Consider the following 23,512-nt stretch of genomic DNA (forward strand, 5'->3'; position numbering starts at 1 on the left):
ACATTTATTTTTCAAGATGTTTCCGTTCAACGGCTTCCACATCGATAATTTTTGCCGGGCGGTCAGATTTAAAAGTTTTGACTTTCCGCCAAAGTTTTCGACCTAAAATCAATACCACAATAATTAGAATTACCGCCACCACAAAGGCGATAATTGGTGCGGCCAGGGCCAAAAATGACATGATGCCTGCGCCGGCCGTTTCAGTGGTTGCAACTACAGAATTTCCCAAACCGCCTGTTGTCGCAGTAGATGCGGCGCGTGTCCCCGCAAATCCCGAACTTATCGCGGCAGCGGTACCTCCTCCTGCGATCAGCGCCAAAGCCCACTGCGGAAAAGTCCCGATGTCGGCAAACTGACTGGCAAACATTACCGAGCCGGCTACCGTAGCGAGCGGAACAGCAAGCGTATCCAGAAGATGGTCTACAAAAGGAATATAATACGCTGCTATTTCGGCGGTCATCGCAATGCCAGTGGCGATCAGTGTAGGCAAACCCGAGAGCCAGTGGAAACTTTCATTCATTGGAATCCAGCCCATATACGAAGCAAGACTTACTGCGAACATGGGTAAAAAAATGCGGAAGCCGGTGGCGGCGGCGAGGCCAACGCCGATAAAAGCGCTGAGAGCGTAAGGCAAAAAAGAAGTTGTTTCAGACATTTTCGTAAATTATAGGTTGCTTAACCAAATTTACAATAAGTGCATAAACCTGAAAATGATTTATTTGCGCACGTCGCAGAGACTTTTGAAGTAATCTTCAACTGCCTTGTAGGAGGCTGGCTTTTCCGGTGACACCCAAAACAGCATTGACAAGGAGTTTGTGCCGAATTTTGCCGTAAATAAATCTTTGTTGAGGCGGTAAGTTTCCCGCAAAAGTCTTTTGATTCTGTTGCGGTCCACCGCTTTTTTAAAATATCTTTTTGAAACCGAAACACCGACTTTTTGATTGTCCAGCTGAATCTCATCCGAAGGTTTTTTTGTCATATCCACCGAAATAATGCGCAGATTTCCAACAGTTTGCCACTTTCCTTTTGAAAAAAGGAAATCGATCTCTTTTTTCTGTTTGAGTTTTTCGCGGGTCGGATATTTTTGGTTCACGATGATAGTTTTATTTTTTTTTAAAGTCTGCCTGCGGTGAGAAAAAAATCATTCTGCAGAATCTTTCAGCAGATAATTAATGACTTCGGCGGCCGCGTAAAGTCCGAAAACAGCCGGAATAAAACTGATCGTTCCGTAAAAAGAACGTTTATAGTTGGAACCGTCGGTTAGGGCCAGACTTTCTTCGCTCTGGATCTCGTTGGAAAAAACACAGCGGATTCCTTTGTTGATATGGTCTTTTTTCAGGCGTTTCCGAACCTGTTTTGCAAGGTAGCAATTGTGCGTCTTACTGATGTCGCGCACCAAGACTTTGGCAGGATCCATTTTCCCACCTGCTCCCATGCAGCTTACAATTTTTATTTTTTTGCGTTTTGCGGCTTTGATCAAGCTGATTTTCGGCGTCACACTGTCGATACAGTCTAAAATATAATCGAACTTTTCAGCACCGATTACCTCTTCCATTCGCTCAGGATTCAGGAATTCGCTGAGCGTTGTTAACTGCAGTCCGGGATTTATATCGCGCAGTCTTTCTGCCACCACATCCACCTTTAATTTTCCGATGGTGGAGTGCAGCGCCGGAAGCTGGCGGTTGATATTGGTAATGTCTACAATATCGCCATCAACCAAAGTCATTTTTCCTACCCCGGCACGCGCCAGAAATTCTGCGGCAAAGGAACCTACACCACCCAGACCTACGACGAGTAAATTGGCTCGCTTCAGTTTTTCGGTGCCAATTTCTTTGATGAGGAGTTCGGTTCTTTCCAGCCAGTTTTTCTGCATTAAATGGGGATTTTTATCGTTTGCAAGTTTTGTCTAATTTGTTCGGTAAGGTCGCGAACCGAAAGGTTTTTCAGTGACGCAGCTTTGTGGTAAATACTTTCTATGCTGATGTCCACCGAATCGGTTTCCAGAAAAATTTGGGCCGGCGGACTTTCGCTTAAAAAACGCTGCAAATTTACATCATATAAAAGAGATTTTCCGAAACTTAAATAAAATCCTGCTTCCAGAAGATCGCGACCAATAGTTTCTTTTTTATTAAAGCCATGCAGGATCACCGGAACACTGGCTGTTCGGCACAGTGGAATAAGGCGCGAAAATCTTTTTACGCAATGTAGGATCAAAGGTTTTTTTAAATCACTCGCCAGCGAAATCTGCCTTGTGAAAACTTCTTCCTGAAACTCGTCAGCAGTGTCAATTCTTCCGTCCAGACCACATTCACCAATCGCGACACAGTTTTGCAGGGCGCTCATTTTTTTTAGCCACAAAAACTTTTCATCCAGATCATCTGAAATCTCATTTGGATGAATTCCCGCAGAAAACTGTTGACCGGCCGGAGTTTCGGGAAAACTCAAATTGTAAATTCCAGACTTATGCGGGAAAGTGTGGTGATGAAAATCGAAAAAAACCATTTTCAAAACTAATTAAAATTGCGGGTGTTTATTTAAACAAATGTTTTAAATGATGTTAAAAATTTCTTAACTTTACTACAAATACAGTTCGCATGAAAAAGAAATTTTCCGAAAAGCAGATTCATATTTTAGATGTTGCCGAAAAGCTCATCGCTAAAAAAGGCTTCGAAGGCACTTCTGTACGGGATATTTCCACCACCGCCAATATCAATGTGGCCATGATTTCCTACTATTTCGGCTCCAAGGAAAAAATGATGTCGTACCTCTATCGCTACCGGGTACAGAAAACGCGGGAAAGTTTTGCTGAGTTTGCAGAAGTCATTAAAGACGGTAAACCCGAAATGCAAATGAAAGAACTGGTAAAATATGTGGTGACACAACTTTTCAAATACCATTATTTTCACGGGTTTGTCACCCAGGAACTGCGCCATACTGAGCATCTGAAAGATGATCTGCTGGAATTTTATACCACTTTTACCCAGAAGATCGATGACGTAATAAAGAAAGGCATTGCTGCCGGCACGTTCAAAAACAGTCCCAAACCTGAGGATATTCTTACGGTAATCGTGGGTTCGTCTTTATTTGTCATCAGAAATAAAAATTTTTATGAACTGTTTGTAGGCGGAGATGACGAAATATATCTGGAGGAAGCCGAGAAAAAAGTAATGGCAAATCTCCTCGTCACTGTATTTTCGGTCATCGGCTATCAGCCGTCTTAGTCTTTTGCAGCACTTTGCCCTGCTTTTTGCCTTAAAAGCTTTATTTTAATAGTTAAACTATCATAAAAAAAAATCTATTGATAAAAATATTATATTTTTGCAGACTGAACCGCAGAAACCCCTATTTCCATTTTCTGCAATAAAAGATTTATGAAAAAATATTTGATAGTGTTGCTGGCATTTTTCGCCCTGTCTGCCTGCAACAGACAACTTGATTTAGCCCTGAAAAGTGCAGACAAGGATTACATACTTAAAGTTGCGAACGAAAAATTTGAAAAGAAAAAATGGGCCGACGCCCTGAGTCTGTACGAAAGACTTTCGAACCTTGTAGCCGGAACCGATGATGCGCCAAATGTGGTTTATAATTCTGCTTATGCCAATTACTACGATAAAAATTACAAATTAGCCGGCCATCAGTTCAAGAATTTCTCGGTCACTTTCCCGCAGGACAAGCGTGCTGAAGATGCCGCTTATATGTCGGCGCTGTGTTTTTACGAAGGTTCTATGGATTATAACCTCGATCAAACAAGTACCGAACTTGCAATTAATGAACTGCAGAATTTCCTGAATAACTACCCAAATTCTGAAAAGTCAAAAAATATCAATGAACTTATTGATGAACTGACTTATAAACTGGAGTTCAAGGCCTACGAAAATGCGAAACAATATTATCAGATCGCCGATTACAAAGCTGCCAATGTAGCGTTCGAAAATGTGCTCGATGATTTTCCCAGCACCAAACTGCGCCCAAAAATCTATGATTATATTCTGCGTTCGCGGTATGAACTTGCGGTGAATTCAATTTATGATCTTAAAAAAGACCGTATAGAAAATGCACTTGCCTTTACAAAACAGGTAGAGCGCGAGATGCCGGGAACCGACAATGCCAAAACCGCCGGTGAACTGCGCAATAAACTTACCAAGGAAAAAGAAGATTTTCTGCTAGTAGAAGCGAAGGTTAACGAAAAGCGGAAAGAACTTATGGAGAAGCAGAAAGTGGAAGAAGCAAAAATAAACGCGGAAAAAGACCAGGCAGAAGCTGAAAAGAAAAGTAACCAGATCCGCAGAGACAGTGCGCAACTTTCAACACCCAAGCCGGCAGCAACTTTCCAGATAAAAAAATAAGCAGTATATTTGCAAACTTATCAATATAATAATTCACTGAAAATGAGCGTAAAAGATTCAAGAGCTGAACTAAGTACAATAACTTACGACAAAGATAAAATCGAGGAAAAAGTGGGTTCAATCTACGAAGCCATCGTAATTATGGGGAAAAGAGCAGAGCAGATCAATGCAGAAATCCGCTCGGAGCTTCATAATAAACTGGATGAATTTGCAGTGCACAATTCAACTTTGGAAGAGGTTTTTGAAAACAGAGAGCAGATTGAAATTTCCAAACATTACGAGAAACTTCCCAAACCAACCTCTATTGCAATTCAGGAATGGTTAGACGGGGAAATCTACTTCCGTAATACCGACGAAAAAAACTAGGCAAAAGTTTTGCATACATCCATAAGCCGCAGAAGATTTTCTTTTGCGGTTTTTTGTTTCCGCGAAAGGCCAGGTGTATAACTACCGTAAATCAGCTTTCCGAAAAAATCGCTAAATTCGTTCAACTTTAAAATCTTATTTAATGGCTCTTGAAGGTAAACATGTTCTGATCTGTATTTCCGGTGGTATTGCCGCTTACAAGATCACTTTGCTCGTTCGCATGCTGGTGAAAAGCGGAGCCGAAGTTCAGGTTTTAATGACGCCTGCGGCAGAGAATTTTGTATCGAAACTCACACTTTCCACACTCTCCAAAAGAGCGGTTTATTCCGATTTCTATGGCGCAGATGGCACCTGGAACAACCATGTGGAATTTGCGCTTTGGGCAGATGCGATTCTGGTGGCGCCCTGCACAGCGAACACTTTGGCGAAGATGGTTCATGGCATCTGCGACAACCTCGTGATTGCAACATATATGTCGGCCAAATCACCTGTCTTCATCGCTCCGGCTATGGATCTGGATATGTACCGGCATCCTTCTACAAAACAAAATCTGGAAATGGCTGAAGATTTCGGTCACTTTATTATTCCGGCAGAAATTGGCGAACTTGCGAGCGGCCTTGTAGGCGAGGGAAGAATGGCAGAGCCTGAAGCAATTCTGGAAAAACTTCACGATTATTTCGGTGAGGCCGAAAAAGATAAAAGCCTTTCAGGAAAAACCGTACTTATTACAGCGGGACCGACTTATGAAGCGCTGGATCCGGTACGATTTATCGGCAATCATTCTTCCGGCAAAATGGGATTTTCCCTCGCAGAAGAAGCTGCGAAACGCGGGGCCAAAGTGATCCTGATTTCAGGTCCAAGTGCACAGACTGCACATCATCAAAATATAGAAATTCACCGCGTAATGTCGGCAAAGGAAATGTATGCTGAAGTTTTCAGGAATTATGATAGAGTGGATATTGCCATTGCAAGTGCCGCTGTAGCAGATTATGCTCCAAAAGAAATTGCAACGGAGAAAATTAAAAAGAATGATGATTCGCTGACAGTCGAGCTCGTGAAAAATCCCGACATCCTTAAAACCATGGGTGAGAAAAAAACGCATCAGTTCCTCGTCGGTTTTGCGCTGGAAACACAGAATGAAGCAGAAAATGCAAAAGGAAAACTAAAGAATAAAAACCTGGATATGATCGTTTTGAATTCGCTGCGCGACGAGGGTGCAGGTTTTCAGCAAGACACCAATAAGATCAGAATTTTCACAAAAAATGAGGAGAAATCCTTCTTATTAAAATCCAAAAGGGAAGTCGCAAAAGACATTTTAAATTTTGTGGAGGAACAGATTTCGAAATAATATCGCTAAATTTCCGTTCTCAAATTTTACATTCGCATGAAGAAACTTTTTACCATATTCCTTCTGATTTTCAGTTTTCAACTCAGTTTTTCACAGGAACTTTTGGCTACAGTGCAGGTTAACGCGCAGCAGTTGGGCAGCAGCAATACACAGGTTTTCAAAACGCTCGAAAAAAATCTGCGCGACTTCATTAACAATACAAGCTGGACCGGCAAGAAACTGCAGAATTTCGAGAAGATCAAATGCAATTTTGCCATTATTATTTCCGAAAGAAACGGCAGCAGCAATTTTAAGGGAAGTATTGTGGTACAGGCGGTTCGCCCCGTTTTTAATACCACTTATGAAACGCCGCTGCTTAATCTGAACGATACCAATTTCAGTTTCGACTATACTGAAAATGAAAATCTTGTATTTAATGACCGACAGTTTTCCGGCAAAAATCTGATTGATGTAGTCAGCTTTTATGTGTATACAATCCTCGGTTATGATGGCGACAGTTTTAAAGTGCAGGGCGGACAGCCGTGGTTTGAGAAAGCGCAGAAAATATCCAACAATTCCCAAAACCAAAATTTCCCGGGCTGGTCGATGGTTGAAGGTCCCAAAACCCGCGCTTCGCTAATCGATAATATGCTGAAACCCGAGCAGAATACACTACGCAACATTTATTACACTTACCACCGTGCAGGCCTCGATAATATGGGTAAGCAGGATCAGAGTGCCGGGAAGAAAATTATTGCCGACGCACTGATGCAGTTGAAAGTGTACGAAAATAATTTTCAGATGAACTATCCCGTCAATATCTTTATCGATACCAAGAAGCAGGAAATATTCGATCTGTTCAGTACCGGTTCCAACGCCAATATAAATATGGCGGACCTGAAAGCCCTGTTCATCACCTTCTCACCAAAGGACATCGATACAAAGTGGAATAAATGGAAATAACATTTCCAGTTATAAAGTAATTCCCGCAGCTTCTTAAGGTCGCTTCTTTTTTATATTCTTTATTAAAGTCTTAAATTTACAGGCTTTAGTTATTCTTTAAATTCAAAATCCGCCTTTTAGAAAATGCTTTCAAGAATTTTTATTCAGAATTTTGCCCTTATCCAAACCCTCGAAATTGATCTGCACGCAGGTTTGCAGGTGATTACGGGAGAAACAGGTGCGGGAAAATCGATTATTCTTGGCGCATTACGGTTGATTTTGGGTGAGCGCGCCGACACAAAATCGCTTCAGAATTCGGAAGCCAAAAGTATTGTAGAAGCAGAATTTTCGGTCTCAGATACCTTTAGAAATTTCTTTGATGAGAATGACCTCGACTTTGAAAACCCAACCGTTATCCGCCGGGAGATACTTCCCACAGGTAAATCGCGGGCTTTTGTAAATGACGTGCCGGTAACGCTGGAAACGCTGAAGAAACTTTCAGAAAAATTGATTGATATTCACTCGCAGTTCGAAACATCAAGTCTTCTGGACGAAGAATATCAGTTCCGCATGATCGACGGTCTTTCAAAAAATAAAAGTTTAATACTTGATTATCAGGCTGAATTCCAGACTTATAAATCATTGGTAAAGGAGTTGGAGAATTACCGCAAGCAGCTCCTGGAAGGCAATAAAGAACACGATTACAGGACTTATCTGCTTGATGAACTTGAGGCCGCGAATCTTGATGAACTCGATCTGGATGAGCTTCAGGATCAGCTGAGCCGCCAGGAAAACGCCGATGCGATTACCGAAAATCTCGCGCTCATTTTCAATAAAACCGATCAGGAAGAAACCGGTTTGCTGGATCTGATGCTCGACATTAAAAACAGACTTTCCAGGATTGGCAGTTTATCGCATGAGTTTACGATTTTTCAGCAACGTTTTGAAGAGAATTTTCTTGAGTTCAAAGATTTGCTTTTCGATCTGCAGAATGCAGCAGAAAATGTCGACATCAATCCGGAAGTGGTGTTCGACCTCACCGCAAAAATCAATGCAGTCAACGCTTTGCTGCTTAAACATCATGTAAATACAGTGACGGAGCTTCGTGAAGTTCGCGATCAAATCCGCGGTGAACAAACCGGTTTTGCCGAACTTGAAGACTGGATCATCGACCGCGAAAAACAGATTGCCGCTTCCGCCGCACGCCTCGAGAAAATGGCTGCCGATTTATCTCAGAACCGCCAGAAAGCAGTTCCGGGTTTCATTAAAAAAATTGAAAAACTTCTGCAGCAGTTGGGTCTTGAAAAAGCCAAACTCGCCGTGGAACTTACCGCTGTGCCGGAGTTTAACACTTTTGGCAAAGAAAAAATTGAACTTCTGTTTCAGGCGAATGCCGGATTTCCGCTAAAACCCATTCATACTGCAATTTCCGGTGGTGAAAGGTCGCGCGTTATGCTTTCCATCAAAAAACTGATGGCGGAAAATGCCGACCTGCCGACTTTGATTCTGGATGAGATCGATACCGGCGTTTCGGGAAAAGTTGCGGAGGAGATCGGCAATGTAATGAAAGAAATGGCTGAAAATATGCAGCTTATCGTGATTACACATCTTGCGCAGGTTGCCGCCAAGGGCAATAACAATTACAAGGTCATTAAAAAAGAGGTCGCAGGAAAAACACAGTCGGATGTAGTACTTTTAAATGAAGATGAAAAACTGCGGGAAATTGCGCAGTTACTTTCCGGCAGCAAGATCACCGAAGCCGCCGTTTCCCAGGCCAGGGAACTAATGAAATAGCATTGTAACTTTTTCCTTATTTTTAGACTTATAAAAAAAAAGGAAATGTACAAAAGGCTCCTGCAGTTCGAACTCAAGAATTTTATGCGCAATCCGCAATTTGGAGCCAACGTCGGAATGAAAATTCTGATGTTTTTTGGAATGGCGTATTTCAGCCTGCTTTTTCTGGCCATGCCGTTTCTGCTTTATTTTTTTGCAAAAGACGAATCAAAGACCGATCCTGTACTTCTTTTCAGCAAATACTTTGTCTATTACTGGGCTTTCGATCTGGTGGTGCGCTATTTTATGCAGCAGATGCCGACGCAGAACATCAAACCGTTTCTTACGCTGGGAATTTCGAAAAAGAAGCTGGTGAATTATACGGTTCTAAAAATGCTTTTCAATTTTTTCAACTGGGGGAATTTACTTTTCCTGCTGCCGTTTGCGGGTTTACTCATTTTCGACGGCGGTTATCCGGTGGTTCACGTTCTGGCTTTTACCGTCGGGATTTTCGCGGTTTTCTATTTTAATAATTTCCTGAATATTTTATTGAATGGAAAGGATCTGGTGGCATATTCCGTTTTTGGCGTTATGGCGGTTTTCGGCGCGCTGGAATTCTATAAGATCGTGGAGCTTTCCCACTATTCGGCCAAAGTTTTTTACAGTTTCTACGAATATTCAGGTGTCTTTATAATCCCGGTTTTGCTTGCGGCGGTTGTAGCTTATATCGCATACCAAACGATTTATACAAATTTTTACCTGGACCGTGGTCTTGAACTGAAAACCGCCGAAGGGAAAACTGAAAATATTGCTTTCCTCAACCGCTATGGTGTCACCGGAACTTTCATCAACAATGATATTCGCCTGCTCAAACGCAGCAAAGCGGCAAAATCTGCGCTCACGATGAGCATTTTCTTTTTGTTTTATGGCCTTCTGACTTTTACCAAAGGTTACCAAAATGATTTCATGCAGTTGTTTACGGGAATATTTGTCACCGGCGGATTTATGCTCGTGTTTGGCCAGCGCGTTCCAAGTTGGGACAGTTCATATTATCCGCTGATGATGACGCAGAATGTGCCGTATAAGCAGTATCTTAAAGCCAAGTGGGCTTTGATCGTTATTGCGGTGTCTGTTTCTATTGTGTTGGCTTCGGCTTATCTTTTTATCAGCTGGGAATTTTATCTCACGATTCTTGCGGCAGGTTTGTACAATCTGGGTGTTAATTCCTACATCACTTTGCTGGCAGGCGCCTTTAATAAAAAACCTATAGATCTGAATTCAAAGGCGAAGTCTTTTGGTGGCGGTCAAAACAATTTCAATATGAAGATCATGCTGCTGTTACTTCCACAAATGATTTTACCGATGGCAGTTTTTGCCGTGGTCAAATATTTTTTCGGCATATTTCCCGCAGTGGGCTGTTTGGCGGTTTTGGGTATTATTGGTTTTGTATTGAGAGACAAAGTTTTCGATATTATAGTGAAAGTGTATAAAACCGAAAAATATTCCACACTCGACGCCTTTAAAAAAGTATAATTTTTTATCAAGAACCAAGAACCAAGAATCAAGAAATCAAGAGGCAGGAGGCAAGACGCAAAACACCAAACACCAACCCCAATAATATGATCTCCATTCAAAATATAACCAAAGTTTACGGCACCAAAAAAGTGCTTGAAATTGAAAACCTGGAAATTCCCAAAGGCGAAAGTTTCGGTTTGGTAGGAAATAACGGCGCCGGCAAAACCACGCTTTTCAGCCTGCTTTTGGATTTAATAGAACCTACAACCGGCTTTATTCAGGTCGATGGTGACAAAGTCAGTGAAAATGAAAAGTGGAAAAAGAAAGTTTCGGCGTTTATTGATGATACTTTTCTGATCGGTTATCTGACTCCGGAGGAATATTTCTATTTTCTCGGCGAACTGCGCGGTCAGAATAAAGCTGATGTTGATGAATTTTTAAAGCAGTTTCACGATTTTTTCAACGGCGAAATATTAAATGCCAAAAAATACATACGCGATCTCTCAAAAGGAAATCAGAAAAAAGTCGGAATTGTTGGCGCTTTGATCGGTACACCGGAGATTATTGTTTTGGATGAACCTTTTGCGAATCTGGATCCATCAACACAGATCAAACTGAAAAAATTAATAAAGAACTGGACGGAAGACCAACAGGTCACTTTCCTGATTTCCAGCCATGATCTTGCGCATACCACGGAAGTGAGCAACAGAATCGTTTTGCTGGACAAAGGTGAAATGGTGAAAGACATTATCACCACGCCCGAAACGTTGAAGGAACTGGAAGAGTTTTTCGCAAATTCAGTCGAATTTTAAATCCGCTTTCATAACTCCGCTCCATTTTTTAAAACTAATCAATGAATTTTTAATGTTCATTATCAGGTTTTTACGCATATAATCGCAGAAAAGTTTATTTGTCTGTAACCTTTAGAAAATTTTGTTGTCTTAAAAGCAGAAACAGGATAGATATGAAAATTTTGTTTAGCCATAAAAAAGATGATCTGCTAAGCCGCCTGCAAAAACAAGATGCTGCTGCGCAGAAACTCTTTTATGAACAAAATGTAAAGCGATTCTTAAGTGTGAGCAAAAGCTATGTCAGCGATATTTATCAGGCTGAAGATTGTGTAATCAAAGCATTTTGCAAGATTTTTAAAAGTATCGAAACTTTTCGAAGTGAAGGAAACCTGGAAGGTTGGGCGAGAAAAATCGTGGTGAACGAATGTCTTAATTTTATTAAAAGCCACAAAACGGTTTTCTATATTGATGACATTAATCCTTCTGTTTTGGAAGATTTTCATGACGAAATCACCGACTTTGATTTTAATGCGCAGGAACTTTTGGATCAGCTTCCCGATGCGTACCGAATGGTCTTTAACCTCTACTTCATTGAAGGTTGCCCACATCAGGAGATTTCCGAAATACTCGGCATTTCCTTAGCTGTAAGTAAAACACAACTGTTTCGTGCCAAAGAAAAACTGAGGAAAATCTATTTTCAGCAACAGAAAAACTTGAGAAATGAATACTCCGGAATATAATTTTGAACAAGAGATAAAAAAGCAGATCGACGCGCGGGAAATTACTCCGGCCAGAGATTTGTGGGCTGAAATTGAAAGTCAAATTAAAGATGATAAACCGGCAAAACCAAAGATCAACGGGTTTTTAGTTGCGGCAGGGATCGCTTTACTTTTCAGTCTAGGGTTTATTTTCATTAATAATAACAATGAAACTCCTGAACCACAAATCGTAGAACTGAAAAATTTGTCGGAAGATGTGCCCGCGGAAAAAGCAGCCATTCCAAAAATATCGGTTTTGAAACCTGCGGAAATGCAGGCGCTTCCATCGAAAAAAAGTGTGGAAGTTTATTCCCCGGAGTTGCGCTTTCAAAAAAATAAAAATATCGCCGTAAAGAACGCATTTCCATTAGAAAATGAAAAACAGAATACTGATTTGCCTGCAATTAAAGATGACGTGTCTCCGCAGGTTATCGCCTTCGCAGACTCCGCTAAGACTGCACCGAAAAGAAAACGGTTTGTGGATCCTGCAACCTTACTGTTCTCAGTGGAGCACAAAGATGTGATCGAAAAAACAAAAGATGGAAGCAACGTGGCCACCATTGACCTGAATTCTAAATAAGCCCATTAAACATTTAAAAACCAATAATATGATCAACAAAATTATCATGTCGGGATTCGTATGCCTGCTCTGTTCCGCTATTTCTGCGCAGAACATTAACATCAATCTTCAGTCCAGGGAAAATACAGAGGTAAGTCCCCTTGTAAAAGAAAAAGTGGAGGAATATGCCGCTAAAATCAATGTGATCATTCAGGAAGAAAAAAGAATGATGGAAGCCGAGCTCGCAGTTCTGCAAGCCAAGCACCCTGCACAAAATGATTTTGAGACGCAAAAAGCCGCGATCGCCGACCGGTATTCAGAAAAGATTGATGCACGTATTGAAGCCTTGGGGTTTGATCTGGATTCTGTAATTCAAAAGCAGGTGCGCTACTCACTCCTGAATTCCGATGCGAAATCTGATGAAGAAATAAAAGCCAATCTGCTGAAAAAATTTCAGGCTACAAAGAATCTTACCGGCTACTTTTCCTACGGAATCATGATGCTCACAAACAACCTGCCCGACAACGTTCTTGACGAAAACATCGGCTACAGCAATAACCTGGAATTCGGGCTTAAATATAATTATCAGTTCAGCAGAACCAGCGCGTGGGGTTTCACTTCAGGAATTGGATTTTCCTGGCGAACGGTTCGATTGGAAAATAATAAGATCTTTGCAAAAGATCCCATTTTAGATGTAAATGTGGTTGATTACGGCGGCAATACCAGCAAAAGCAAACTGAGAACGGGCTATCTCATGGTTCCCGTGGGTTTGCAGTATAATTTTTCGAAAATTAAAAACGCCGGCATGGATATTCAATACAGAAGCTATTCCGACGGATTTAGGATAGCTGCGCAAATGTACGGCGGTGTAAAAATGTCATCGAATAATATCGTACGCGGTAACGGCGATGATTACAGGCATCGTGAAAATTTTCAGGTTAATCCTTTTATTTACGGCGCGCAGCTTACTTTTTCTTATAATGACCTGAGCCTTTTTGTAAAGAAAGATTTCAGCAATTTCTTTGAGAAAGGTGCATTCAATAATGATAAGGCGCTCGTCATTGGTCTGGCGCTGGGTTTATAAATTTATAACAGCAATTCATATCAACAAAAAACTCTGGGAATTCTCCAGAGTTTTTGCATTTAAAAGTCTATTTTTTATCGTCTATTATCTAAAAGTCCAGACTAAACCATATCTTCAGGTTTCACCCACTCATCAAACTGTTCCGCAGTTAAAAGACCCAGATTGATGGCTTCTTCTTTTAAAGTGGTGCCGTTTTTGTGAGCGGTTTTCGCAATTTTCGCGGCATTTTCATAACCGATGTGTGTGTTCAGTGCAGTTACCAGCATCAAAGATTTCTCAACAAGTTCTTTAATTCTCGGCTCATTCGGTTCAATTCCCACCGCGCAGTGATCATTAAAGGAAATACAGGCGTCACCCAGCAATTGGGCAGACTGCAGAAAATTGTAGGCCATCACCGGCTTGTACACATTAAGTTCGAAATTGCCCTGGGTTCCGGCAAATGAAATGGTGGTGTCATTACCCAAAACCTGCGCGCAAACCATGGTTAATGCTTCGTTTTGTGTAGGATTTACTTTTCCCGGCATGATTGATGAACCCGGTTCATTTTCAGGAATATGAATTTCGCCGATTCCCGATCTTGGTCCCGAGGCCAGGAAACGAATGTCCTGTGCGATCTTATAAAGTGCCACCGCCAACTGTTTCAGTGCGCCGTGCGCCTCAACGATCGCGTCGTGGGCAGCCAAAGCTTCAAATTTATTCGGTGCTGTTTCAAACGGAAGTCCCGTAAATTCGGAGATATATTTTGCCACTAAAACATCGTATCCTTTTGGAGTATTCAGACCGGTTCCAACTGCAGTTCCGCCCAAAGCGATTTCCTGTAAATGGTCTAATGTATTGCTGATCGCCTTCATAGCGTAATCCAGCTGCGCCACATATCCGGAGAATTCCTGGCCTAAGGTTAAAGGCGTTGCATCCATCAAATGCGTTCTTCCGATTTTCACCACATTTTTGAAGCTTTCGGCTTTCTCATGCAGTGTATTTCTCAGGATTTCAACCGCCGGCAAAGTATGTTCCACGACTTTTTTATACGCCGCGATATGCATCGCTGTAGGATAAGTGTCGTTTGAACTTTGGGATTTATTTACATCATCGTTGGGATGAATTTCTGATTTTTCGCCGAGGGTTCCGCCGTTGTTTACGTGCGCTCTGTTAGAAACCACTTCATTTACGTTCATATTCGACTGCGTGCCCGAACCGGTTTGCCAGATCACAAGCGGGAACTGGTCATTCAGCTTACCTTCCAAAATTTCATCGCAGACTTTGGCGATCATATCTCTTTTATCGACAGACAAAACGCCAAGTTCAGCATTGGTATAAGCGGCAGCTTTTTTCAGATAGGCAAAAGCTTCAATAATTTCGTGTGGCATAGAGGCTTCGGGCCCGATTTTAAAATTATTTCTGGAACGTTCGGTTTGCGCGCCCCAAAATTTATCGGCAGGAACCTGCACATCGCCCATCGTGTCTTTTTCTGTTCTGTAATTCATTTTTAGTGATGTTTTTTTGAAGATATAAAGTTACGAATATTCAGACTTATGAAGAAATAGCCTAAACAGTCATCCCGGCTTTAACCAAATGTATTTTTTAAGCCGATTTGAAGCCGTGCATGTCCCAAAAATCTGAACGCTTACTAAGCGATACGTTTACCGGAAATGTCCTGGGAGCCACCGAAATGAATAAAAAAGACAAATCGCTACTTCAAAAAGTTCGTTCCGCGCAAAACAGATTTAGACAGGAAATGGCAAACAATAAATTACCGGTATTCTTGCACTGCCAAACACAAATAAAAAAACAAGGATTTTGATTCCGTTTTTATATCGGAGATCTTACGTGATTTTATAGATCCTACAAGCTGCAGAATAAACAGTAATACTTTAAATCCGCAATCCAGGAATCCAATTTAAAATCACTTTAAATAATAAAATCCGGCGCAAAACTTTTGCACTCACCAGAATTTATCCTATTTTTGCCTAAAATCTATTACAATGATGCTGTTATCATCTTTCTGGCCATTTTACCAGTTCCTGTGGACCGTGTATTTCGTAATCATGTTCCTTGTCGGTTTCTGGTGTATTTTCATGTTCTTCGGTTATATTATTCCGATTTGGCTTACTTTAGGTTTAGCCGAATATTTTGGGAAAACAAAACCGTTTGATCCCGAAGATGTGCGCAGAAAGCTCGTTACAGAGCAGGAAGGTGTAGAACTGATCTTCAGCGACCCGAAAGGTTCCGGTCCGTTTCTTCACAGCCACGACACTCACGGTCATCACTAGGTGATGTCATTGCGCTCCCACATTAATCCCGGGAAACGCAATCACAAAGCAAAACGCTATATATGAATCAGTTCTTTCAGGAGCTGATTTTTTTTTGATGATTTCAGAAAGGTTCAGGACTTTTCAGGAGCACCAATCGTCGTTTCTCTGCCGCAGAGCCGGCCCGCTTTCCGTTACAATTCCTCCCCGCTGTGGCGGGTCCGGGATTTTCACTTTAATCGGGGCTATAATCTCAGGTATCGTTTCCCCGACAGGCAAAGCACCGCGTTTTCTAGCTAGTTCATTTTTATTTATCTTTGCACACTTAATTTTTTTAAATGTCAAAGTCCCTCATTCCTAAGCTCGAAGCCATTAAACAAAGATATAATGAAGTTGCCGACCTCATTATACAGCCCGATATTATTTCTGATCAGAAGAAATATTCCGCGCTGAATAAGGAGTACAGCGATCTCGGGAAGATCGTGGCGGTTTTCGACCAGTATCAGCAGGCCTTAACTTCGATCGAAGAATCGGATGAGATTATAGCGGACGGATCCGATAAGGAGTTCGTGGAAATGGCAAAAGCAGAAAAAAATGAGGCGCTGGAAAAAATCCCGGGTTTAGAGGAACAGCTAAAAGTACTTCTGATCCCCAAAGATCCTGCAGATGATAAAAATGTGATCGTGGAGCTTCGTGCGGGAACAGGTGGAGATGAAGCCGCAATATTTGTCGAAGATGTGTACCGTGCCTATGCCATGTACTTCAAATCCAAAGGGTGGAAACACGAAATTACCGATGCCAACGAAGCGAGCAAAGGATATAAAGAGCTTATTTTAAAAGTTGAAGGCGACGGCGTGTACGGAATTATGAAATTTGAGTCCGGCGTGCACCGCGTGCAGCGCGTACCCGAAACCGAATCTCAGGGCCGTGTGCATACTTCTGCCATTACAGTTGCAGTTCTGCCCGAGGCTGAAGAAGTCGATTTCGAACTGAATCCCGCAGATATTGAAATGCAGACCTCACGCTCCGGCGGTGCCGGTGGGCAAAACGTAAATAAAGTTGAAACCAAGGTTCAGCTTACGCACAAACCTTCGGGAATGGTTGTCGTCTGTCAGCAGGCGCGCTCGCAGTTGGCAAACCGTGAATTGGCCATGGAAATGCTTCGAACAAAATTATACGATATCGAACTGCAGAAAGCGGTTGGCGATGTGGCAGCCCAAAGAAAATCAATGGTTTCAACGGGAGACCGTTCGGCGAAAATTAAAACCTACAACTATCCGCAAGGCCGCGTTACCGATCACCGCGTAAATAAATCCATGTACAATCTGGATGCATATATGAATGGCGACCTGCAGGAAATGATCGATGCCGTAATAATGGCAGAGAACGCCGAAAAAATGAAAGGCGAGGAAGACAATTATTAAATTAAGATAAAATTAATATATTTACAAAAATTTAACAATTAAAAATATTTGTATTATGAAAAAAACAATTTTTATTCTTGGAGCGGTTGCTGCTTTTGCACTTACGTCTTGTAAAAAAACTGAAACTGTAAGTACCGACGGAACTGCAGATTCTACTGCTTCAGTTGTAGTGGTAGATAATGATTCTATGCCAATCACTACAGATTCTACTGTTAATGCTGTTGACAATTCTGCAGAGAAAGCGGTTGATGCGACAGGTGATGCAATTAAGGAAGGTGCTGATAAAGTAAAAGATGCTGCCCACGATGCTACCGATGGCGATGGCGACATCACAAAATAAATAAACGCAAGTTTTTTGAGTTAAAACCCGCATCTGTTGCGGGTTTTCTGTTGTAGAATTATTCTTTTTCTTCCAAAGTGATCTTTTTGGTGATCTTATATTTCCTGCGCGGTTTGCCGGCACGTCTTTCTTCGCCGAGCAGCCTTCCCCAGGGTTCCATACCTTGCGTGCGTTCAAAGATTATCTTTAGAATTGCCAGAAAAGGAATACTTAAAAACATGCCCGCGATTCCCCACAATTCTTCACCTACCAAAAGGCCAATAAACGAAAAGAGTGCGTTGATCTTAACTTTGGAACCAACAACCAGCGGAAGTGTAATATTCGCATCCACTGCGTGGATTGCTATATAGCCAAACAGGACGAACAGCGTATGGTTGCCACCCGTCGCAAAGGAGATCAGACAGGCGATCAGGCCGGAGAAAATGATCCCGATATAAGGAATCACATTGAGTAAACCCGTTAAAACGCCCAGTAATATTGCATATTTTACACCCAGAACGCTGAGCAGAATGGTTGTAAGAATGCTCACGATCACAACCTGTATGAAGATGCCCGAAATATAATTCTTAATGATTTTCTGGATTTCCAGAATTCCCTCATTTACCTTTGCAAAATGCTTTTCATTAAAAATAGAAACGATAAAACTGTAAAGTGTGCGGCGGTAATTTAAAAGAAAGATAAAAAATAAAGCACTGAATACAAAAAAAGCCAGCGTGCTCGAGAACATCGTTACCGTAAAACCCAGTATAAGTGCGGTAGACGAAAGCAGTTTTTCCAGACCCTGATTGATATAACTCATCTGCCGGTCGAAATTCACATGGAATGTCCGGGACACCCAAAGCTGAAGTTCATTAAACGATTTCGAGAGCTGTGCCTTCAGCACAGGAAAATCATTGGCAAATTCACTGAGTTGAGAACTGAAGAAGTAGATCAGCCCCGACAAAACGATCAGCATCACAAACAAAGCAGAAAATGTGGAGATGGTGCGCGAGAATTTCAACTTCCTTTCGAGAAAATTTGCAAACGGCACAAACAGCAGCGCCATTAGAAATGCAAAAAAGAGCGGTGCCAGAACCGTTTTACCCAACTTTGCCAAAAAACCAATCGCAACAATACTTACGAGGATCAGTGCAAACCGAACAACAAAAGGTAGTTTTATTTCATTCATAAAACAAAGAAACGATAAAAATGTTTTTGCCAAAAAAAACGTTTCAGCAATATGAAACGTTTTAGGAGATTTTATTTTTCCAGCGCGAGCTCTATAACTTCGCTCATGCGCTGTACATAATTGATATTTAGATTTTTAAGATAATCTTTTTTGATTTCCTCCACATCTTTTCGGTTGGCTTCACATAGAATGATTTCCGTGATCCCGGCACGCGCGGCGGCAAGAAGTTTCTCCTTAATACCACCGACAGGCAGCACTTTCCCGCGCAGGGTTATTTCGCCGGTCATCGCAAGATGCGATTTCACTTTCCTGTTAAGAAAACTCGAAACAATGGAAGTCAGCATGGCGATTCCCGCGGAAGGTCCGTCTTTTGGCGTTGCACCTTCGGGCACGTGTACGTGGATGTTTTTTTTCTGGATTTCTTTCGCGGCAATTCCGAGCTCGCCATGTTTCGCTTTGATGTATTCCAGCGCGATCGTTGCGGACTCTTTCATTACATTTCCAAGGTTTCCGGTCATGGTTAAATTTCCTTTTCCTTCGCTCAGAATGCTTTCGATAAAAAGGATGTCACCACCGACGGAAGTCCATGCTAAACCTGTAACTACACCTGGCACGCCGGTGATCTCAGCAAAGTTTTTTGGCCGTGGCACACCCAGGATCTCATCAATTCTGGAAATGGAAATTTTAGGATCATATTCTTTTTCCATGGCTGTCTGCAGCGCAACCCAGCGCGCCACCGCGGCGATCTGTTTCTCCAGACCACGTACGCCACTTTCAGAGGTATGCGCATCAATAATATGGCGCAGTTCTGCATCTCCTATTTTGAATGATTTTGTGGTGAGCCCGTTCTCTTCCTGTTGCTTTTTGATGAGGTGACGTTTGGCAATTTCTACTTTTTCCTCCAAAGTGTAACCCGCAATTTCAATTACTTCCATACGGTCGAGCAAAGGCCGCTGCACAGTGGAAAGCGAATTTGCCGTAGCAATAAACATTACTTTCGAGAGGTCATAACCCATTTCCAGGAAATTGTCGTAAAAGGAACTGTTCTGCTCCGGATCCAAAACCTCGAGCAGGGCGGAACTGGGATCACCATGATTACTGGCTGCAATCTTGTCGATCTCATCCAGAACGATCACAGGATTTGACGTTCCCGCCTTTTTCAGCGACTGTAAAATACGGCCGGCCATTGCGCCGATATAGGTTTTCCGGTGCCCGCGGATTTCCGATTCATCGTGAAGACCGCCCAGAGAAAGCCGCACATATTTCCGGTGAAGCGCATCTGCAACAGATTTCCCCAGCGACGTCTTACCAACGCCCGGAGGCCCGACAAGACACAGGATCGGAGATTTCATATTATTTTTAAGTTTCAGAACTGCCATGTGTTCCAAAATCCTTTTCTTGATATCTTCCAGGCCAAAGTGTGCATTGTCTAATGTCTTCTGCGCTTTATTGATATCAAAAATATCTTTTGAATAAGTATCCCAGGGCAGATCTGTAAAGAAATCCAAATAGTTTCGCTGTACATTATAATCCGGCGAACTCGGATTCTGCCGCTGCAGGCGGCTGATCTCTTTCTGGAAATGATTTTCAACCTCTTCGTTCCACTTGATTTTTTTTGCTTTTTCCAGCAGTTCTTCGACATCAGATTCCGGGCCGCCGCCTAATTCTTCCTGAATGGTGCGCATTTGCTGGTTGAGGAAATATTCGCGCTGACTCTTATCGAGTTCGCGGTTGGTTTTCTGGTGGATCTGGTTGCGGAGTTCCAGTTTACGGAAATCATCGTGCATCAGTTCATAACATTTCTGCGCGCGCAGGAGTAGGCTTTTCTCCTCCAGAAGTTTCTGCTTATTTACAGAAGTGAAATTGGCATTAGTACAGATGAAATTCAGCAGATCTTCATTATCGCTCATATTTTTAATGGCGAAATTCGCGGCATTTGGGATATTTGGATCAAGCTCGATGATCTTTAATGCCAAAGCCTTAATGTTTTCAAGAAGTGCACTGTATTCCTCTTTTTTCTTGGTGTTGACATCTTTTAGGCGCGTAACTTCCGCCTTAAAATAAGGTGCCGTGCTGGTAAAGTTCTTCACTTTGAAACGCTGGAAACCCCTTGTAATAGCAGTTACGTTACCTTCGGGCAGTTTGATGATCTTAATGATCTTGACTAATGTTCCAACGGTATAGAGATCTTTTTCCGTAGGATTCTCAATGCTGGAATTGTTCTGGCTGAGCACGCCGATAAGTTGGTTGTTTCGCTGTGCTTCCTCCAGCAGCTTTATCGACATTTCCCGCCCGGCCGTAATTGGAATTACAACTTTTGGGAACATCACCATATTTCGTACCGGCAAGATTGGGAAAATCACCTGCTCGGCAGTTTGCGAAAGGTCCATCATATCCGAGAGATTGATTTCTTCTGCCACGATACTGAACCCATCACCCATCATTTCTTCGAATGCGATATCTTCAAATTCTGTCATAGTATATTGTAATGACAAGTTGTCATTTTAAGTGTAAGATTAATTGTTAAAACGCTGCATTTACCTGCAAAGTCCTTTCAATAAAAAGGCTCGGGTAAATTGACAACCTCTGTGCCAATAGATAATTTAGACAAAATTGCCGTTTTAAATAAAAAATATCTTTTAAAATCTTCAAAATTTTTCTCAATCTCTTAAAAATGTGTATTTTCGCACACTGATAAAATTATACAAGAAATGGCAGTTTTAGGAGAGATTAGAAACAGACCCTGGCTTTTGATGGGAATTATCGCTGTAGCGATGTTGGCTTTCGTTGTAAATCCAGACAGTTTATCGAAGCTGTTCGGTGCGAAACCAGGCGTTTACGGTAAAGTAAATGGCGACGAAATCACAAAGGAAGATTTTGATGACCAGCTCTTTATTCTGCAGCAGCAGGCACAGCAACAGGGGCAACCAACCAAAGGTTTGGAAGAACAGGCCTGGCAAATGGTGGTGCAGTCTAAACTCATTGAACAGCAATTCAACAAAATGGGACTTACCCTAACCGATGATATGTTCTGGAATCAACTGCAGTTCGATCCGATGTTCGCCCAAAACAAAGATAATTTCGACGCTAAAGGTAACTTTAAAGGTCAGGAAATAAAAAAGCAGGTCGAGGAACTTCGTACAAGCGGTAATGTGGAAATGTATAACAACTGGTTGAAAACCAAGAAAACCATTGAATACAGAATGATGGCGAGACAGTTGTTCGCCAATGTTTCTACAGGAATTACAGTAAGTAAAAAAGAAGCTGAGCAAATGATGAAGCAAAAAGACCAGCTTGCCGACATCGATTTTGTAAAGGTAGATTATGCTGCTTATGCGCAGAAAAACCCTGTAAAGGTTACCACTCAGGATCTGTCAGATTATATTAAAAAACATCCGGTCATGTTTAAGCGCCCTGCCAGCAGAAATATAGGTCTTGTATATTTCCCGGCAGCGCCCAGCGCACAGGATGATGCTGCAGCACAGGCAGAGATCAACAAACTGTACAACCAGGGAAGTGAGCTGAGCGACGGCAAAGAAAACTTTCAGAACACCACTAACGATTCCATGTTCGTGGCTTTAAATTCCGATATGCCTTTCAATGCGCAGTACTTTTCTGCAGATCAGCTACCGGTGGCTATTAAGGATAAAGTAAGTGGTGCTGCGATCGGCTCGACTTTCGGTCCTTACAAGGAACAGAACTTATATGTAGTTTCTAAATTATTAGATAAAAAACCTTCAGATTCTACACTTTCACGTCATATCCTCATTACTTATAAAGGAACTCAGGCGGCAGGAGCTGAAACCCGTACAAAGGAGGCCGCGAAAAAACTGGCCGATTCTATCGGTGCAATTGTTAAAGCAAACCCCGCTAAATTCACGGAATTCCTGAAATATTCTGCCGATCCGAATTCTGCCGCACAGGGTGGCAGTGTAGGCTGGACAACTCCTGCCACACCGTTCGTACCGGAATATCTAAGTTTCCTTGCCAATAATGGTAAAGGTGCTACAGGCGTAGTTGAGACACAGTTTGGTTTCCACATTATCAACATTGAGGATAAGAAAAGCGGTGCAATGACTTATAAAGTCGCAAACCTGATCAAAGCGATCAAAGCTTCAGACAAAACTGAAAATGAGGTATATTCCAAAGCAACCAAATTTATTCAGCAGGTTCAGGGCAAATCATTCAATGATTTTTCAAACATTGCCAAGAAAAGCAACTACCAGTTCTTTAATCCAAAAGAAGTGGGCCGTTTCCAGGGTCAGTTGCCAGGTTTGGGAACCGATAAAGACGAAGAGATCATCGCCTGGGCTTTCAACAAGAAGCGTGAAAAAGGAGATACTGATATTTTTACAGTTGACGGAACCGGCGACAGGATCGTTGCTTACTTAAATGGTGTGCAGGACGCAGGAACTGCAGATCCCGAAGCTGTGAGAGATCAGCTGGAGCCAATCATTAAAAATAAAGTGCTCGCAAAACAGATCTCAGCTAAAATTACCGCTGCCAAAGCAACGACTCTGGATCAGATCGCAAAACTATTTGCTTCTCCCAAAGCTTCTGCACAGGTTAATATGCTGAACCCAATGGTGGCTGGTGCAATGGAGCCCAAGGTTGCCGGTGCAGCGTTTGGTGTGGCGAAAGGCAAACTTTCGAACCCGGTAGAAGGTATGACAGGTGTGTATGTTTTAGTGAAAAAATCTGAAACAGTTAATAAACAGCCGGGAGATATCAAGCAGGTTACGCAGGCAATCGCCAGCCAGAATTCGCAACAGTTTGGACAGGCTTTACTGAAGAGTCTGCAAGACAATGCAGATATCAAAGACTACAGGATCGAAGTCTACAATCAGGCTGCACAACAGCAATAGGACAT

General features: G+C 42.1%; 22 protein-coding genes. 15 read left to right on the forward strand and 7 right to left on the reverse strand.

Annotation, left to right across the window (positions count from 1 at the left end):
- Positions 1-4 precede the first annotated feature (4 nt).
- The 4 genes from H562_RS0101735 to H562_RS0101750 are packed head-to-tail and all read right to left on the reverse strand — an operon-like array spanning position 5 to position 2,502.
- Complete coding sequence (locus H562_RS0101735; protein ID WP_027375933.1) at positions 5-655, reverse strand: DUF4126 domain-containing protein; 651 nt, start codon at positions 653-655, stop codon at positions 5-7.
- Between the two features lie 60 nt (positions 656-715).
- On the reverse strand, positions 716-1,093 hold the full coding sequence (gene rnpA / locus H562_RS0101740) for a ribonuclease P protein component (protein ID WP_027375934.1): 378 nt from the start codon (positions 1,091-1,093) through the stop codon (positions 716-718).
- 48 nt (positions 1,094-1,141) lie between these two features.
- On the reverse strand, positions 1,142-1,873 hold the full coding sequence (locus H562_RS0101745) for a tRNA threonylcarbamoyladenosine dehydratase (RefSeq protein ID WP_027375935.1): 732 nt from the start codon (positions 1,871-1,873) through the stop codon (positions 1,142-1,144).
- Positions 1,873-2,502, reverse strand: coding sequence for a TatD family hydrolase (locus H562_RS0101750; protein ID WP_027375936.1), 630 nt, complete (start codon positions 2,500-2,502; stop codon positions 1,873-1,875). The genes H562_RS0101745 and H562_RS0101750 overlap by 1 nt, the downstream gene beginning before the upstream one ends.
- 92 nt (positions 2,503-2,594) lie before the next feature.
- Here H562_RS0101750 and H562_RS0101755 point away from each other — a divergent pair, with 92 nt between their 5' ends.
- The 11 genes from H562_RS0101755 to H562_RS0101810 all read left to right on the forward strand — a co-directional run bounded on the left by H562_RS0101755 (position 2,595) and on the right by H562_RS0101810 (position 13,461).
- Positions 2,595-3,221: a TetR/AcrR family transcriptional regulator gene (locus H562_RS0101755; RefSeq protein ID WP_027375937.1), complete on the forward strand. Its 627-nt coding sequence runs from the start codon at positions 2,595-2,597 to the stop codon at positions 3,219-3,221.
- A 150-nt stretch (positions 3,222-3,371) separates the two neighbouring features.
- Positions 3,372-4,346 carry an outer membrane protein assembly factor BamD gene (locus tag H562_RS0101760; protein WP_027375938.1) on the forward strand — a complete coding sequence of 325 codons (975 nt, stop codon included), beginning with the start codon at positions 3,372-3,374 and terminating at the stop codon, positions 4,344-4,346.
- Between the two features lie 42 nt (positions 4,347-4,388).
- The gene (locus H562_RS0101765; protein ID WP_027375939.1) at positions 4,389-4,712 is read left to right on the forward strand and encodes a DNA-directed RNA polymerase subunit omega; all 324 of its coding nucleotides are present in this window, start codon (positions 4,389-4,391) and stop codon (positions 4,710-4,712) included.
- Between the two features lie 142 nt (positions 4,713-4,854).
- Positions 4,855-6,060, forward strand: coding sequence for a bifunctional phosphopantothenoylcysteine decarboxylase/phosphopantothenate--cysteine ligase CoaBC (coaBC, locus tag H562_RS0101775; RefSeq protein ID WP_027375940.1), 1,206 nt, complete (start codon positions 4,855-4,857; stop codon positions 6,058-6,060).
- Positions 6,061-6,096: 36 nt separating this feature from the next.
- Positions 6,097-7,002 (forward strand): type IX secretion system protein PorD, encoded by a 906-nt coding sequence (gene porD, locus H562_RS0101780; protein WP_027375941.1) that lies wholly within the window; start codon positions 6,097-6,099, stop codon positions 7,000-7,002.
- 123 nt (positions 7,003-7,125) lie between these two features.
- Complete coding sequence (locus H562_RS0101785) at positions 7,126-8,775, forward strand: DNA repair protein RecN (RefSeq protein ID WP_027375942.1); 1,650 nt, start codon at positions 7,126-7,128, stop codon at positions 8,773-8,775.
- Between the two features lie 45 nt (positions 8,776-8,820).
- The gene (locus H562_RS0101790; protein WP_027375943.1) at positions 8,821-10,287 is read left to right on the forward strand and encodes a DUF5687 family protein; all 1,467 of its coding nucleotides are present in this window, start codon (positions 8,821-8,823) and stop codon (positions 10,285-10,287) included.
- An 86-nt stretch (positions 10,288-10,373) separates the two neighbouring features.
- Positions 10,374-11,081, forward strand: a complete 708-nt coding sequence (locus H562_RS0101795) for an ABC transporter ATP-binding protein (RefSeq protein ID WP_027375944.1) — start codon at positions 10,374-10,376, stop codon at positions 11,079-11,081.
- Between the two features lie 152 nt (positions 11,082-11,233).
- Positions 11,234-11,800, forward strand: a complete 567-nt coding sequence (locus tag H562_RS0101800; RefSeq protein WP_027375945.1) for an RNA polymerase sigma factor — start codon at positions 11,234-11,236, stop codon at positions 11,798-11,800.
- Positions 11,781-12,398: a hypothetical protein gene (locus tag H562_RS0101805; RefSeq protein ID WP_027375946.1), complete on the forward strand. Its 618-nt coding sequence runs from the start codon at positions 11,781-11,783 to the stop codon at positions 12,396-12,398. Before H562_RS0101800 ends, H562_RS0101805 begins: the two co-directional genes overlap by 20 nt.
- Before the next feature lie 28 nt (positions 12,399-12,426).
- Entirely contained in the window at positions 12,427-13,461 is a 1,035-nt protein-coding gene (locus H562_RS0101810; protein WP_027375947.1) for an outer membrane beta-barrel protein, read from the forward strand.
- Between the two features lie 101 nt (positions 13,462-13,562).
- On the opposite strand, the gene fumC is transcribed toward H562_RS0101810, so the two are convergent.
- Positions 13,563-14,945: a class II fumarate hydratase gene (gene fumC, locus H562_RS0101815; protein WP_027375948.1), complete on the reverse strand. Its 1,383-nt coding sequence runs from the start codon at positions 14,943-14,945 to the stop codon at positions 13,563-13,565.
- Between the two features lie 501 nt (positions 14,946-15,446).
- On the opposite strand from fumC, the gene H562_RS0101825 reads away from it, so the two are divergent.
- From H562_RS0101825 to H562_RS14480, 3 genes are all read left to right on the forward strand, one after another.
- Positions 15,447-15,731, forward strand: coding sequence for a hypothetical protein (locus H562_RS0101825; protein ID WP_027375950.1), 285 nt, complete (start codon positions 15,447-15,449; stop codon positions 15,729-15,731).
- 317 nt (positions 15,732-16,048) lie between these two features.
- Entirely contained in the window at positions 16,049-17,134 is a 1,086-nt protein-coding gene (gene prfA / locus H562_RS0101830; protein WP_027375951.1) for a peptide chain release factor 1, read from the forward strand.
- A 55-nt stretch (positions 17,135-17,189) separates the two neighbouring features.
- Complete coding sequence (locus H562_RS14480) at positions 17,190-17,474, forward strand: hypothetical protein (protein WP_051190361.1); 285 nt, start codon at positions 17,190-17,192, stop codon at positions 17,472-17,474.
- Between the two features lie 58 nt (positions 17,475-17,532).
- Here H562_RS14480 and H562_RS0101840 read toward each other — a convergent pair whose 3' ends face one another.
- Positions 17,533-18,642 (reverse strand): AI-2E family transporter, encoded by a 1,110-nt coding sequence (locus tag H562_RS0101840; protein ID WP_027375952.1) that lies wholly within the window; start codon positions 18,640-18,642, stop codon positions 17,533-17,535.
- A gap of 71 nt (positions 18,643-18,713) precedes the next feature.
- Complete coding sequence (gene lon, locus H562_RS0101845) at positions 18,714-21,119, reverse strand: endopeptidase La (protein WP_027375953.1); 2,406 nt, start codon at positions 21,117-21,119, stop codon at positions 18,714-18,716.
- A gap of 234 nt (positions 21,120-21,353) precedes the next feature.
- Between lon and H562_RS0101850 the strand changes: the two genes are divergently transcribed.
- The gene (locus tag H562_RS0101850) at positions 21,354-23,507 is read left to right on the forward strand and encodes a peptidylprolyl isomerase (RefSeq protein WP_027375954.1); all 2,154 of its coding nucleotides are present in this window, start codon (positions 21,354-21,356) and stop codon (positions 23,505-23,507) included.
- The last annotated feature ends 5 nt before the right edge of the window (positions 23,508-23,512 follow it).

Origin of the sequence: Kaistella palustris DSM 21579, from assembly GCF_000422265.1 — a bacterium.
Taxonomy (GTDB): Bacteria; Bacteroidota; Bacteroidia; order Flavobacteriales; family Weeksellaceae; genus Kaistella; species Kaistella palustris.

Bases quoted from the DNA above. Each gene is read 5' to 3' on its own strand.
- H562_RS0101735 (WP_027375933.1), bottom strand. From the start codon at position 655: ATGTCTGAAACAACTTCTTTTTTGCCTTACGCTCTCAGCGCTTTTATC.
- H562_RS0101745 (WP_027375935.1), bottom strand. From the start codon at position 1,873: ATGCAGAAAAACTGGCTGGAAAGAACCGAACTCCTCATCAAAGAAATT.
- H562_RS0101750 (WP_027375936.1), bottom strand. From the start codon at position 2,502: ATGGTTTTTTTCGATTTTCATCACCACACTTTCCCGCATAAGTCTGGA.
- H562_RS0101755 (WP_027375937.1), top strand. From the start codon at position 2,595: ATGAAAAAGAAATTTTCCGAAAAGCAGATTCATATTTTAGATGTTGCC.
- H562_RS0101760 (WP_027375938.1), top strand. From the start codon at position 3,372: ATGAAAAAATATTTGATAGTGTTGCTGGCATTTTTCGCCCTGTCTGCC.
- H562_RS0101765 (WP_027375939.1), top strand. From the start codon at position 4,389: ATGAGCGTAAAAGATTCAAGAGCTGAACTAAGTACAATAACTTACGAC.
- coaBC (WP_027375940.1), top strand. From the start codon at position 4,855: ATGGCTCTTGAAGGTAAACATGTTCTGATCTGTATTTCCGGTGGTATT.
- porD (WP_027375941.1), top strand. From the start codon at position 6,097: ATGAAGAAACTTTTTACCATATTCCTTCTGATTTTCAGTTTTCAACTC.
- H562_RS0101785 (WP_027375942.1), top strand. From the start codon at position 7,126: ATGCTTTCAAGAATTTTTATTCAGAATTTTGCCCTTATCCAAACCCTC.
- H562_RS0101790 (WP_027375943.1), top strand. From the start codon at position 8,821: ATGTACAAAAGGCTCCTGCAGTTCGAACTCAAGAATTTTATGCGCAAT.
- H562_RS0101795 (WP_027375944.1), top strand. From the start codon at position 10,374: ATGATCTCCATTCAAAATATAACCAAAGTTTACGGCACCAAAAAAGTG.
- H562_RS0101800 (WP_027375945.1), top strand. From the start codon at position 11,234: ATGAAAATTTTGTTTAGCCATAAAAAAGATGATCTGCTAAGCCGCCTG.
- H562_RS0101805 (WP_027375946.1), top strand. From the start codon at position 11,781: ATGAATACTCCGGAATATAATTTTGAACAAGAGATAAAAAAGCAGATC.
- H562_RS0101810 (WP_027375947.1), top strand. From the start codon at position 12,427: ATGATCAACAAAATTATCATGTCGGGATTCGTATGCCTGCTCTGTTCC.
- fumC (WP_027375948.1), bottom strand. From the start codon at position 14,945: ATGAATTACAGAACAGAAAAAGACACGATGGGCGATGTGCAGGTTCCT.
- H562_RS0101825 (WP_027375950.1), top strand. From the start codon at position 15,447: ATGCTGTTATCATCTTTCTGGCCATTTTACCAGTTCCTGTGGACCGTG.
- prfA (WP_027375951.1), top strand. From the start codon at position 16,049: ATGTCAAAGTCCCTCATTCCTAAGCTCGAAGCCATTAAACAAAGATAT.
- H562_RS14480 (WP_051190361.1), top strand. From the start codon at position 17,190: ATGAAAAAAACAATTTTTATTCTTGGAGCGGTTGCTGCTTTTGCACTT.
- H562_RS0101840 (WP_027375952.1), bottom strand. From the start codon at position 18,642: ATGAATGAAATAAAACTACCTTTTGTTGTTCGGTTTGCACTGATCCTC.
- lon (WP_027375953.1), bottom strand. From the start codon at position 21,119: ATGACAGAATTTGAAGATATCGCATTCGAAGAAATGATGGGTGATGGG.
- H562_RS0101850 (WP_027375954.1), top strand. From the start codon at position 21,354: ATGGCAGTTTTAGGAGAGATTAGAAACAGACCCTGGCTTTTGATGGGA.